This window comes from Wukongibacter baidiensis, assembly GCF_050888315.1.
GTDB lineage: Bacteria > Bacillota > Clostridia > Peptostreptococcales > Caminicellaceae > Wukongibacter > Wukongibacter baidiensis.
Genome location: NZ_CP138202.1, coordinates 5,109,130 through 5,122,636 on the forward strand (window position 1 = coordinate 5,109,130; position 13,507 = coordinate 5,122,636).

Annotated in this window: 10 protein-coding genes; 8 read left to right on the forward strand and 2 right to left on the reverse strand. The window is 34.0% G+C overall.

Features of this window, described 5'->3' with window-relative positions; genetic code table 11:
• Positions 1 to 25 precede the first annotated feature (25 nt).
• From R9X47_RS23060 to R9X47_RS23070, 3 genes are read left to right on the forward strand one after another with little or no spacing between them, the layout of a single operon-like run.
• Positions 26 to 736 (forward strand): ABC transporter ATP-binding protein, encoded by a 711-nt coding sequence (locus R9X47_RS23060; RefSeq protein WP_432663437.1) that lies wholly within the window; start codon positions 26 to 28, stop codon positions 734 to 736.
• Positions 736 to 3,087: an ABC transporter permease gene (locus tag R9X47_RS23065; protein WP_432663438.1), complete on the forward strand. Its 2,352-nt coding sequence runs from the start codon at positions 736 to 738 to the stop codon at positions 3,085 to 3,087. Before R9X47_RS23060 ends, R9X47_RS23065 begins: the two co-directional genes overlap by 1 nt.
• 13 nt (positions 3,088 to 3,100) lie before the next feature.
• Positions 3,101 to 4,342 (forward strand): efflux RND transporter periplasmic adaptor subunit, encoded by a 1,242-nt coding sequence (locus R9X47_RS23070; RefSeq protein WP_432663439.1) that lies wholly within the window; start codon positions 3,101 to 3,103, stop codon positions 4,340 to 4,342.
• A 27-nt stretch (positions 4,343 to 4,369) separates the two neighbouring features.
• On the opposite strand, the gene R9X47_RS23075 is transcribed toward R9X47_RS23070, so the two are convergent.
• Together R9X47_RS23075 and R9X47_RS23080 are read right to left on the reverse strand one after the other, a co-directional pair.
• Positions 4,370 to 4,723 carry a hypothetical protein gene (locus R9X47_RS23075; RefSeq protein ID WP_432663440.1) on the reverse strand — a complete coding sequence of 118 codons (354 nt, stop codon included), beginning with the start codon at positions 4,721 to 4,723 and terminating at the stop codon, positions 4,370 to 4,372.
• 208 nt (positions 4,724 to 4,931) lie between these two features.
• Positions 4,932 to 5,678 carry a CAP domain-containing protein gene (locus R9X47_RS23080; protein ID WP_432663441.1) on the reverse strand — a complete coding sequence of 249 codons (747 nt, stop codon included), beginning with the start codon at positions 5,676 to 5,678 and terminating at the stop codon, positions 4,932 to 4,934.
• Between the two features lie 513 nt (positions 5,679 to 6,191).
• Here R9X47_RS23080 and R9X47_RS23085 point away from each other — a divergent pair.
• The 5 genes from R9X47_RS23085 to R9X47_RS23105 all read left to right on the forward strand — a co-directional run bounded on the left by R9X47_RS23085 (position 6,192) and on the right by R9X47_RS23105 (position 13,351).
• Complete coding sequence (locus R9X47_RS23085; protein ID WP_432663442.1) at positions 6,192 to 7,862, forward strand: formate--tetrahydrofolate ligase; 1,671 nt, start codon at positions 6,192 to 6,194, stop codon at positions 7,860 to 7,862.
• Between the two features lie 438 nt (positions 7,863 to 8,300).
• Entirely contained in the window at positions 8,301 to 9,338 is a 1,038-nt protein-coding gene (gene mglB, locus R9X47_RS23090) for a galactose/glucose ABC transporter substrate-binding protein MglB (RefSeq protein ID WP_432663443.1), read from the forward strand.
• Between the two features lie 134 nt (positions 9,339 to 9,472).
• Positions 9,473 to 10,975 (forward strand): galactose/methyl galactoside ABC transporter ATP-binding protein MglA, encoded by a 1,503-nt coding sequence (gene mglA, locus R9X47_RS23095; RefSeq protein WP_432667684.1) that lies wholly within the window; start codon positions 9,473 to 9,475, stop codon positions 10,973 to 10,975.
• A 16-nt stretch (positions 10,976 to 10,991) separates the two neighbouring features.
• A complete protein-coding gene (mglC, locus tag R9X47_RS23100; protein ID WP_432663444.1) occupies positions 10,992 to 12,050 on the forward strand; it encodes a galactose/methyl galactoside ABC transporter permease MglC in 1,059 nt (352 codons plus the stop codon).
• A 287-nt stretch (positions 12,051 to 12,337) separates the two neighbouring features.
• Positions 12,338 to 13,351 carry a LacI family DNA-binding transcriptional regulator gene (locus R9X47_RS23105; RefSeq protein WP_432663445.1) on the forward strand — a complete coding sequence of 338 codons (1,014 nt, stop codon included), beginning with the start codon at positions 12,338 to 12,340 and terminating at the stop codon, positions 13,349 to 13,351.
• Positions 13,352 to 13,507 lie beyond the last annotated feature (156 nt).

Below are 13,507 nucleotides of genomic sequence, written 5' to 3' on the forward strand. Positions count from 1 at the left end.
GCAGTAAGTAATAGGGGGTGTTAATATGAGCAAAAACATAATACTGAAGGTTGAAAAACTCAGTAAACACTACCAAATGGGAGAAGTAACTGTAAAGGCCCTTGAAAATGCATCCTTTGAAATAGAAGAAGGGGAATTTGTTGTAATACTTGGGCCCAGTGGTTCGGGTAAAAGTACGCTGTTAAATATTTTAGGTGGCATGGATAAACCGACAGAGGGAAAAGTCTTTTTAGAGGATGATGAGATTACTAAGTATAGTGAAAAACAGTTAACTAATTATCGAAGAGATAAAATAGGTTTTGTTTTTCAGTTCTATAATCTTATGGCAAATCTGACTGCCAAGGAAAACCTTGAGTTATCCACGGAAATATGTAAAAATCCGTTAAATATTGAGACTGTATTAGAAAATGTAGGACTTGGAGAAAGGCGAGATCATTTTCCATCTCAGCTAAGTGGTGGGGAACAGCAGAGAGTGGCCATAGCCAGGGCCGTTGCTAAAAATCCTCTTATCCTTCTCTGTGATGAACCAACTGGAGCATTAGATTACAAGACGGGGATTGCAATACTCTCCCTACTTAGTAGAATAAACAAAGAGTATAAGAAGACAGTCTTAGTAATAACTCACAATGCACCAATAGCTCAAATGGCAGATAGAATTATTAGAATGAGGAGCGGTAAGATAGTTGATAATCAAATAAATAATAATCAAATAGATCCTGAAAGGATTGAATGGTAATGAGAAAATTAAATGTCAGATTAATTAGACTCATGAAGAAATCCTTTGGTCAGGTCATTGCAGTAATGACGGTAATTGTTGTAGGACTTCTAGTGTATACTGCTATGAAAATGGCTGCATTGAATTTGGAAACTACTCTAAATGAATATTATGACTTAACAAACTTTGCAGACATGTATGTTCAAGTAGTGAAGATTCCCAGTAATGCTATAGATGATATTAAAAATAAATATGGAATCACAGATGCCCAGGGAAGAATAGTATCAGATGTACCGCTCAAGGTAGAAGATGGAGATGAAAAGGTAACTGTTAGAATTACTTCTTTACCCAATGAAAAGGAAAATATAAATGACATTTTTCTAGTTGATGGAGAAGGGATAAGGGATAAGAATAAAGATGTACTAATAGTTGAACAATTTGCTAAGGCAAGAAAAATAGCGGTTGGAGATGTTTTAAAGCTTCAAATAAGTGGTAGACAATATAATCTCGATGTTGCCGGTATAATAGCCAGCCCTGAATATATATATCTTATGGAAAATGAACAAACGCTTTTACCACTACCAGATAAATTTGGTGTAGTCTTTGTGGCCGATGAATTTGCAAGACAAAGCTTTGGATTCGGAAACAGCTATAATGAAGTTGTACTTAAAGTAAAGGATGAAAATCAAGTAGATAAGATAGAGGATAAGTTAGAAAAAGTATTGAAGAAGTATGGGGTAAAAAGGATTATCATTAAAGAAAATCAGCTAAGCAACAGAATGATCTCAGAAGAAATAAAGCAATTGGAGACTATGTCAAAGGTAGTCCCGGTGATTTTCTTAGGGGTTGCAGCTTTAATCATTGCGGTCATGATATCAAGGATGGTTAAAAAGGATAGGGTTCCGATAGGAGTTATGAAGGCCCTTGGATATAAGAATATAGAGATTATATCCCACTATACAAAGTATTCTTTAGTTATTGGAGTTATTGCTGCGATTATAGGAACCAATCTAGGGATGATGCTAGCAGGAGGATTGACTAAGCTATATTTACAGTACTTTAACATACCTATATTGAAGGTGAATTACTACTTCAGATATGTAGTAAATGCGGTATTGCTTGCAGGTGGATTTTGCATTGTGGCAGGCTTGTTAGGTGGTAGGAAGGTCTTAAAGATACTTCCAGCTGAATCTATGAGGCCTGAAGCACCAAGGACAGGCAAAAGAATCTTGGTCGAACGTATAAAAATATTATGGAATAATCTATCCTTTAGTTGGAAGATGGTTATGAGAAATATATTTAGGAGTAAAAAGAGATTCCTTTTCATTTTATTTGGAATATCCTTATCCTTTGGGATGTTATTTATGACCTTTTATCAGTTTAGTACTGTATTTTCGATTTTTGAAGATCACTATGGCGAGTTTCAAAAAATGGATTATAATGTTAATTTCTCAAAACCTATGAATAAGAGAATAATTAATGATTTGAAGAATATAGTAGACATTGATTCGATTGAACCAAAGGTGGAATTTCCCTTTGAAATGAATAATGGGTGGAAGAGTAAGGTGGTAAACATAATTGGTGTTGAAAGGGACACATTGTTTTATAACTTCGAAACTCTAAAGGAGAAAAAAATAAATTTACCCGAGGAAGGGGTAGTCCTATCAGAAAATCTAGCAAAATTTTTAGATTTGAAAGTAGGAGATGAAGTAACAGTGAAAAGCTTTATACCTCATAGAGAGGATATGCAGATAGAGGTAAAGAATATAATAAAGCAAAATCTTGGAATTAATGCATATATGGACATTAGACAAATGCAGTCCAATCTTTTAGATAAGGAGCTAATAACAGGAGTTTACTTTAACTCAAAGGACGATGTGAAGAAAAAGGTGATAAACCTAAAGAATATAACCAGTGTTCAGTCCCTGCAGGATCTACAGGATATATTTAAGCAGTTTATGAGCATGACTATTTCTTCAATAAGTATAATGGTTATATTTTCAGGTATTCTTGGCCTTGCTGTCGTATATAACTCAACGATTATGGGAATATCCGAGAGACGGTTGGAGTTTTCTTCATTAAGGGTTATGGGATTCTCTAGAAAAGAAATATTCATGATGATTGTTAAGGAAAATCTAGTGATGACATTCTTTGGAATACTTGCTGGAATTCCAATTGGATTAGGATTCGTAAGGGGAATGGAAGAGGCATTTAGTAATGATTTATATACCTTGAGGGGAGATATAGGTCTTAAAATATATATTTCTGCAACATTATTTACAGTATGTTTTGTAATAATAGCACAATTATTTACTTTGAGGAAAATATATAAGCTTGACTTTATGGAAGCTCTTAAGAGTAGAATTTCATAGTGAGGTGTTGAAAATGAGGAAAAAAATTATTAAGATTATTATTCTAGTTTTAGTAGTTTCAATAATCACCTTCGGAATATATTATAAAATGAAAAACGGTAATGTTGTTACAGCTGAAATACATGAAGTTGTCTATGGAAGTGTATCTGATTTCGTAGAAGAAACTGGAACAGTAAAATCTAGAAGTCAAAGAATCGTCTATGCTGATGCCACGGGAGAGATAAAGAACATTCATGTAACTGAGGGGGATGTTGTGTCAACAGGAGATCTAATTGCTGAGGTTGATTCGGAAAAATTAGAGCTTGAAATAAAGTCTCTAGAGGCCCAGATAGAGGGATTAAGGGCAACCTATAAGGAAGCAATAAAACCTGTTGACAAAGAAAAAATAGCCAAGGCTCAAGCAAGTGTTGATAAGACAAAGGTTCTAGTTGATGAAGCTAAAAGAAATCTAGAAAATAGCAAGAAACTATATGAAAGTCAGGCTATAAGTCATGAAGCCTATAAAGCTGCCCAGGAAAATCTTACAGTTCAAGAAAATACCTTGAAAATAGAGCAAAATGAACTTAGATTGCTTAAAAAAGGCGTATCTGGTAACATAAAAAATCAGTATGAGGCACAAATAGCCCAACTCGTTTATCAGAAAGAAATTTTAGTAAAGAGCAAAGAAGATCTTATGATTAAGGCTCCTGTTAGTGGTACTATAACGGAAGTTTTCTTAAAGGAAGGAGCCTATGTTCAGCAGGGAACTAATGTTATAGAAATCGGTGATACTAAAGACCTGTATATAGAAGTAGACGTTTTAGCAAGTGAAGTAGGAGATATAAAAGAAGATGGACTCGTAATAATATATAGCGAGGACCTTGGTATTGATGAGATAAAGGGAAAAGTAGATAAGATTTATCCAAAAGCATTTAGCAAGGTATCAGATTTAGGAATTGAACAGAAAAGAGTAAGGATAGAAGCTGGAGTTCCTGAAAATTCAAAATTGAAGATAGGATATGAGGTGGACTCAAAGTTTAAGCTATGGTCTAAATCCGATATACTAGTTGCACCTGACAATACAGTGTTTGATCTTAATGATAGTAAATATGTATTTATTGTTGAAAATAACATAGCTGAATTAAGAAAGATTGAAACTGGATTAGAGGGTGAAGATTATATAGAAATTAAATCAGGGCTTAAAGAAGGAGATAAGATTATAGTTTCACCAAATGAAGATATAGAAGAGGGAATTAGGATAAAAGAAGAAAAGTAGGAATAAAGGCGTCGGTAGACGCCTTTATTAATGCATTTTTCTATTTCTTGAGTTCTCAACAATTCTCTTATAAAGAGGATTATCTCCCATATATTTTCCAAGATATGATAAGAACTCCTCAGAATTATTGCCGGAGTATTCAAGCATTTTATCGGCTATATGATCTATAACCTCTGGTTCCTCACACTCCGAAACTATCTCGAATATTTCAGAAATATTTTGAGCCAGCTTAGAGGAAACTTTGTTATTTGAAGTTGTATCTGGAACTATATCATTTTCAGCCATATAACTTATTGCATCGCAAAGAATCCATCCTGTACCTTCAACTGTCTTTAAGAGGTTGTGAAAATGCTTTTTATGTTCAGTTATACCTGTTGTCATCAAAATCACCTTCCTATACTGTAATTCTTACAATAGAGCAAATTGCATAATTACCATCCTAAAAAACTTGCTACTATATATAGTCTTAAAAGCCCTAGAAGCATACCGTATTTATTATGCAATTATGCCAAGTTAGAATTATGCAATTTCCTCAATAGATAAGCAATGTTAACATTTGAAATTTATTAGATATTGAAGTTATTTATCTCTATCTTCCCACAAATATCTGTGTGAAAATCTTTCCAAACTTAGCGCCTTCCTTAACGCCTATACCTATGTGAGTAAAGTTTGGATTAAGTATATTCTTCTTATGACCTTCAGAGTCCATTAGAGACTCATGAGCTGCTTTTACAGTGGGATTGCCAGCAATGTTTTCTCCTCCATAAATATATTTTATTCCAAAGTTTTTCAGCATTTCGAAGGGGCTGCCATATGTAGGGGAATAATGGCTGAAGTATTCATTATCTATCATATCCTGAGATTTAAACCTGGCAACTTCGGCTAGTTCCAAATCTACCTTCAAGGGATTTAAACCATGCTTAGACCTTTCTGCGTTGACCAGACGAACCATTTCTTGCTCATTTGGAGTTAGCTGTTTAATATTGGCCTGTTGCCCCTTTAGACTTGGTTTTTCTACCATAGGTTTAACGTCTTCTGGATTAATCGCTCCTACCTTACCATCATCAAGGATGATAATATACCACTTACCAACAAGCCCGCCGACATCTAAGACATCATCCTTTTTCACTGTAGTTATAACGGGAAAGTTTCTGGAGTTACCGTTTCTAATGTAAGCATTGTCTACAGTAACTTGTACCTTTTCAACATTGCCCTTCTTAAACATTGAAGAAGCCTTGGGCTTAATCAGTTCTTCCTGAGGATATCTAACACATGCAGCCAAAATCAACAATAGAGCTATGCAAAAAAGAAGCTTTGATTTTTTTAACTTCTTCATAGAAATCACCTCAAGGTATAGTATTTCCTGTTATAATCCTAGAGTATTCATAGAAAATACAGTCTTCTATTTTTAAAAGGAAAGTCAAACATATATAAATGAATCAAATAAAAACATTTGCAACAATGCGAATGATATTTTGAATTGACAATATAAAATTCGCAATTTATAATAATAGATAAAAAGTGATAAGAAAATTCAGATTTTTAGATTGATTTGTATAAATGTTACAATGCGTACCTATTGGTTCTTATAGTATAATTATTTAAAATCCTAGAGATTCAGCAATTAGCAATATACATATATGTCTATAGACGAAATAGAGACGTTAAAAATTTATAATTACAAGTAATTAAATAAGATTAATTGTTAAGTCTAATCAAATTTGAAGTTATACTAATCAAATATTACAACATGATTATAAGTCTAGATAAATTTCCTAGGAAATTTGAGGCAACAGAGCTTAAAAGACTTATCGGGTTGTATATAATCAAAAAATGAGGGGGAAATACGATGAAAACAGATGTGCAAATTGCTCAAGAAGCCAAAATGCTACCAATAGTTGAGGTTGGTAAAAAGATTGGATTAAGTGACGATGACCTAGAGCTTTATGGTAAGTATAAAGCAAAAATCTCCTTAGATGTATTTGACAAGTTAAAAGATAAGGAAGATGGAAAGCTTGTACTAGTAACAGCGATAAACCCAACACCAGCTGGGGAAGGAAAGACTACTACAAATGTTGGACTAAGTATGGGATTAAACCAAATCGGCAAAAAAACTATAACAGCTTTAAGAGAACCTTCATTAGGACCTTGCTTTGGTGTTAAAGGTGGAGCAGCAGGTGGAGGATATGCACAAGTAGTACCAATGGATGATATAAATCTTCACTTTACTGGAGATATCCATGCTATAACTACAGCGAACAATCTGTTAGCAGCACTTATTGATAATCACCTTCATCAAGGAAATAAATTAAACATCGATCCTAAGAGAGTAACTTGGAAAAGAGCATTAGACATGAATGATAGAGCTCTAAGAAGTATAACTATAGGTTTAGGTGCTAAGGGTAACGGTGTAACAAGAGAAGATGGATTTGATATTTCAGTTGCTTCTGAAATAATGGCTATAATGTGTCTTGCAACTAGTATGGAGGATCTTAAGGAAAGATTATCAAGAATGATAGTTGGTTATACCTATGCAAATGAACCTATTACAGCAGGTGAACTTGATGCAACGGGAGCATTAGCATTACTTCTTAAGGATGCGATTAAACCAAACCTAGTACAAACTTTAGAAAATACACCTGCTATTATCCATGGAGGACCTTTTGCTAACATAGCACATGGTTGTAACTCAGCAGTAGCTACTAAGCTTGGTTTAAAATTAGCTGATTATGTAGTGACTGAAGCAGGATTTGGAGCAGATCTTGGAGCAGAAAAGTTCTTTAATATAAAATGTAGATATGCTGGATTAAAGCCAGATGCAGTTGTTGTAGTAGCTACAGTTAGAGCTCTTAAGAATCATGGTGGAGTTCCTAAGGCTGAGCTAGGAGAAGAAAATCTTGAAGCATTAGCTAAAGGGTTTGGAAACTTAGAGAAGCATATTGAGAATGTTAAGAAATTTGGTGTTCCAGTTGTTGTTGCATTAAATGAATTCCCTACTGACACTGAAAATGAACTTAAGTTCTTAGAAGATAAATGTAATGAGCAAGGAGTAAATGTTGTATTATCACAGGTATGGGCTAAAGGCGGTGAAGGTGGAGTAGCACTTGCTGAGAAGGTTGTTGAATTAGTTGAAGGTGGTAGTGCAGACTTCAATCCGCTATACAACTTAGAAATGCCTATAAAAGAAAAGATTGAAACTATAGCTAAAGAAATTTATGGTGCAGATGGAGTAGACTTTACTTCTAAGGCCTTGAAGGAAATAGAAAAATATGAGAGAATTGGACTTGGAAATCTTCCAGTTTGTATGGCTAAAACACAATACTCATTATCAGATAATCCGAAGCTTTTAGCGAGACCAGAAGGATTCAAAATTACAGTTAAGTCTATTAGAGCTTCTGCTGGAGCAGGATTCCTTGTAGTTCTTACTGGAGATATTATGACTATGCCAGGACTTCCTAAGGTTCCTGCAGCAAATAAAATGGATATATTATCTAACGGAGAGATAATAGGATTATTCTAAGAAAGATTGCTATTAGAACTTTATTTAGAGCAGGAAACCAGATTTAAATTTAATTAAAACTTACAATTTAAAATAAGAAATAGAAACCAGACAATTGATATCAAAGAGATAATCATTGTCTGGTTTTTTCTTTTTTGAAAAATTGAGAGGAATTTTCCAAATAGATGAGTTATTTCAAAATAAATCGTAAAAAAATTACTAAAAGTTTACTAAAGTTAAATGATTTGCCGAATGTTGTCTTAATACATCTAAAAATCAAGGAAATGCTCGAGAGTTTGATTGTTGTGAAATAAAGAGTATTAATCAAGTTCATCCTATTTAGATTTATATTATTCATGGAAAGTCATTGACAATTTACTAAAAATTTACTAGAATGAATTAAAGGTACAAAACGTTTTCACAAATCTATTAGAAAACTAAATTGAGGGGGACTTGTAAATGAAAAGATTGTCAGCTTTACTTCTTGCACTCTTGTTAGTAGTTTCTTTAGCAGCATGTAGCTCAACTAAAAGCACTGGTGGAGGAGATGGATCAGAAACACCTAAAATTGGTGTAACAATCTACAAGTTTGATGACAACTTCATGTCATTTGTACGTCGTTCCATTGAAAAAAATGCTGATGGAAAAGCAGAACTAATATTAAATGATTCACAAAACAATCAGGCTACTCAGAATGAGCAAGTTGATATGATGATTTCAAAGGGAGTTAAGGCTTTGGCTATCAACTTAGTTGATCCACAAGCTGCACCTACTATTATTTCTAAAGCAAAGGAAGCGGATATGCCAATAGTATTTTTCAACAAAGAACCAAGTGCAGATGCTTTAGCTTCTTATGATAAGGCTTGGTATGTAGGAACTGCTTCTGAAGAATCTGGGATTCTTCAAGGTAAAATAATCGTAGATACTTGGAAGGCGAATGGTGCTTGGGACAAAAACGGTGATGGAAAGATACAATACGTTTTGTTAAAAGGTGAACCAGGCCATCCTGATGCAGAAGCACGTACTAAATTTGCCGTAGAAGAAATTAAGAAAGCTGGAATTGATGTTGAAGAATTAGAACTTCAAACAGGAATGTGGGATTCCGTTAAAGGTAAAGAGTTAATGGACGCATGGCTTGCAAAGCATGGAGATGCTATTGAGTATGTCATTGCAAACAATGATGCAATGGCATTAGGAGCTATCAACTCATTGAAGGCTGAAGGTTATTTCAATGGAGATAAATTTATGCCTGTTGTTGGTGTAGACGCAATACCAGATGCACTTACTCAAATTGAAGAAGGAACCTTAGTAGGTAGTGTACTTAATGACGCTGCTAACCAAGGGAAAGCTTCACTAGACTTAGCACTGAATGTTGCAAAGGGTAAGGATGTTTTAGAAGGAACTGAGTGGAAGCTTGATGATAAAAAAGCTGTTCGTGTACCATACCTAGCGATTACAAAGGAAAATATTCAGATTGCTAAGGATAGCTATAAATAACAGATAGACCGATATTAAAAGATGCATGGTGCATTAGAAATGCATCATGCATCTTTATATTTAGAATAAAAGTAGACCTAAATTAGCAAGTAGGATAGTTATTAAAAAAGAAAGGGGGCTTGTTTATGATGAGTATGAATGTAGATAATACTTTACTTGAAATGATTGATATATCTAAAGAGTTCCCAGGTGTCAAGGCACTAGATAAAGTAAAGTTAAAGGTAAGAAGGGGAAGCGTCCATGCTCTAATGGGAGAAAATGGTGCTGGGAAATCAACATTGATGAAGTGCCTATTTGGCATTTATGCAAAGGATGAAGGAAAGGTTTTACTTGAAGGAAAAGAAGTAGAATTTAGTTCATCCAGGCAAGCATTAGATTGCGGTGTTTCAATGGTACATCAAGAGTTAAATCAAGTTCAAACAACAAGAATAATGGACAATATTTGGTTGGGCCGTTTTCCTAAAAAGGGCCTATTTATTGATGAAGAGAAAATGTTTAATGATACTTTAAAGATTTTTAAAGAACTGGATATTTCCTTGGACCCTCGAAGCAAGGTTGCAGATTTACCTGTATCGGAAAGTCAGATGGTAGAGATCGCAAAGGCTGTTTCATATGATTCAAAAATAATTGTAATGGACGAACCTACATCTTCATTAACGGAAAAAGAAGTTAGTCATCTATTCAGAATAATACAAGCGCTAAAGGATAGGGGTGTAGGAATCATATATATATCCCATAAAATGGAGGAAATCAAGAAAATTGCCGACGAAGTAACCATATTACGTGATGGACAATGGATAGCCACTAGAAATGCCAATAATGTAACAACGGAGGAAATTATAAACTTAATGGTTGGACGTGACTTGAGCCATCGTTTTCCACCAAAGACAAATACACCGGGAGAGGTTATTTTAGAAGTAAAAAACTTAACTGCAACATATCAGCCTTCGATTAAAGATATATCCTTCAAGCTACGAAAAGGTGAGATATTAGGTATCGCCGGGTTAGTTGGAGCGAAGAGAACTGAGTTGGTTGAGTCGATTTTTGGAGCTAGACATGTAGAATCGGGAAGTATATTTTTGCATAATAAGGAGATTGAAAATAGAAATCCAAATATTGCGATCAAAAATGGATTCGCACTCGTGACAGAGGAAAGACGTGCAACTGGTATATTTTCAATTTTAGATATTAGATTTAATTCTATTATTGCAAATTTAGATAAATACGTTAAAAGAAATAAACTACTAGATGAAAAACTGATGAAAGAAGATACCGATTGGGTTATTAACAGTATGAGTGTGAAGACCCCATCCCATAAAACTATGATCAATTCACTATCTGGTGGAAATCAGCAAAAAGTCATTATAGGACGTTGGTTATTAACTGAGCCAGAAATATTGTTACTTGACGAGCCAACACGTGGTATTGATGTAGGAGCAAAATTCGAAATATATCAGCTGATGATTGATTTAGCTAGTAAGGACAAGGGAGTTATTATGGTATCTTCCGAAATGTCAGAATTACTAGGTATTACCGATAGAATCTTAGTTATGAGTAATGGGAGGCTGGCAGGTATAGTGAATACAAAGGACGCAACTCAAGAGGAGATCTTGAAATTGTCGGCTAAATATCTATAGATTAGGAGGAGTAGATATGTCGAGGTTCGAAGAAAATATCAATGGAAAAGCAAAAAGATCTAAAAACTTAAGTAGAAAAGATATTCTCACATGGATGATGAATAATGCGATTTTTTTAGTACTTATTGGACTACTTGTGATTATTATATCTGTATCGCCTGAATTTGTATCAATTAGGAATTTTAGAAATATATTATCCCAGGCATCAACCCGTGTTATTATGGCTCTAGGCGTTGGAGGTATAATAGTTGCAAAGGGAACCGACCTATCCTTGGGTCGACAAGTAGGTCTTGCGGCGGTTATATCAGCATCACTTTTACAACACCCTGATTATGCCTACAAGATGTATCCTAATTTGCCTCATTTACCTGTTATTTTACCAATACTACTGGTTATGATTGTAACGGGCTTCTTTGGACTAATAAACGGGTTTGTTGTGTCGAAATTAAAGGTTGATCCTTTTATTGCCACATTAGGGATGATGATTATTGTATATGGTGTTACCTCAATTTATTTTGACCGACCACCCTATGGAGCTCAACCTATAGGTGGGCTAGATCCAAAGTTTATGGATTTTGCACAAGGATCATTTGAGCTTGGAAGTATTACAATACCCTTCATTGTACTCTATGCCATAGCTGTAACTATTATTATATGGGTGCTGTGGAATAAAACTACCTTTGGCAAAAACATTTTTGCAATTGGTGGTAATGAAGAGGCAGCAATTGTTTCTGGTGTAAACGTTGTAAAGTATATATTGATGGTTTATACACTTGCAGGTTTATTATACGGTTTAGGTGGGGCATTGGAAGCTGCTCGTATCGGTACTGCGACAAATAACACAGGAAATATGTATGAACTCGATGCAATTTCAGCCTGTATCGTTGGTGGGCTATCCTTCTCAGGTGGAATTGGGACTGTAGCAGGGATAGTGACGGGTGTTCTAATATTCCAAGTAATTGCATATGGCTTAAACTTTATTGGTGTGAACCCTTACTTACAATATATTATAAAGGGATTAATTATTATAACTGCTGTAGCTATAGACTCCCGTAAGTATGTTAAGAGAAAATAGATAAATCAAGCATTATAATAACGAAAGGTAGTTATTTTTCCATACATATAGAAAAGACTACCTTTTGCTATAATCTAACTCATATTAATCATAGAGAATCAAAATTATGTTGCGTACTTTCTAATTTTCCACGAATAATCTGGGTTTAAATGACGAAAAAGTTGTAAAATCGAGTTTTTTTGATATGATAATAAATAGAGCAAAGGATTTTTTTAGGGGCAGAATTATAGACCATAATAATCCGGGTTAAATAAAATGTAAAAATTGATTTTGGAAGGAAGAATTCTATGGCAACTATTAAAGAAATTGCGAATATAGCTAAGGTTTCACCTGCTACTGTATCACGTGTGCTGAATTATGATGCCAGTCTTTCTGTAGCTGAGAGTACTAGGAAGAGAATTTTTGAGATAGCTGAAGAATTGAACTATAAAACTCGTAAACAAAGAAATAAAATTAAAGAAGCAGAAAAGAGAGTGAAAATCGGACTTATACATTGGTATTCTCAAATCCAAGAACTAGAAGACCCGTATTATTTATCAATTAGAATGGGAATTGAGAAAGAGTGCTTTAATAAAAAAATTGAGATAATAACGATTTTTAAAAACGATAATGATCTTGCTGCAAATGAGCTTAATGACTTAGATGGAGTCATAGCTATTGGCAAATTTTCTAAGGCGGAAGTAGATGTATTTAAAGAGTATTCCAAAAATATCGTTTTTGTTGATTTTTCTCCAAATGAAAAGATATATGACTCAATCGTAATAGATTTTAGAAAAGCTGTCTTAGAAGTACTAGAATATTTAATGAGTCTTGGACATCAAGAAATTGGGTACATTGGAGGCAGAGAGTATATTGGTAAGGAGAATAAAGCCATAGAAGATGAGAGAGAGACAACATACTATGAACTTATGAAAAAAAATAACATATATAATCCTGATAATGTGCATGTTGGTAGATTTACATCGGAAGATGGCTATAGTCTAATGAAAAAAGCAATTGAAAAAGGTGGATTGCCTACAGCATTTTTCATAGCTAGTGATTCTATGGCGATCGGTGCGATTAAAGCATTACATGAAGCAAATATTAACTTACCAAATGATGTAAGCATTATTGGTTTTGATGATATACCGACATCAAAATATTTAGTTCCACCTTTAAGTACTGTCAAAATTTATACTGAGTTTATGGGAGTTACTGCAGTTGGCTTGATAAGGGAAAGAATTAATGAAGGTAGAGCAATCCCAAAGAAAGTTATTATTCCATCAGAGCTAATTATAAGGGAAAGCTGTAAAAGAAAATGACATTAGAGATATTGATTGTAGGCAGTCCTATTTATTTATATATTATGAATAAATAGGATTTTTTTATAGTACATAGGAAATTATAAATTATTCCGGATTATGTATAGATTATTTATAAAATATTCAGATTAAAGTTATAGGAAGGAAAAGGGAAAA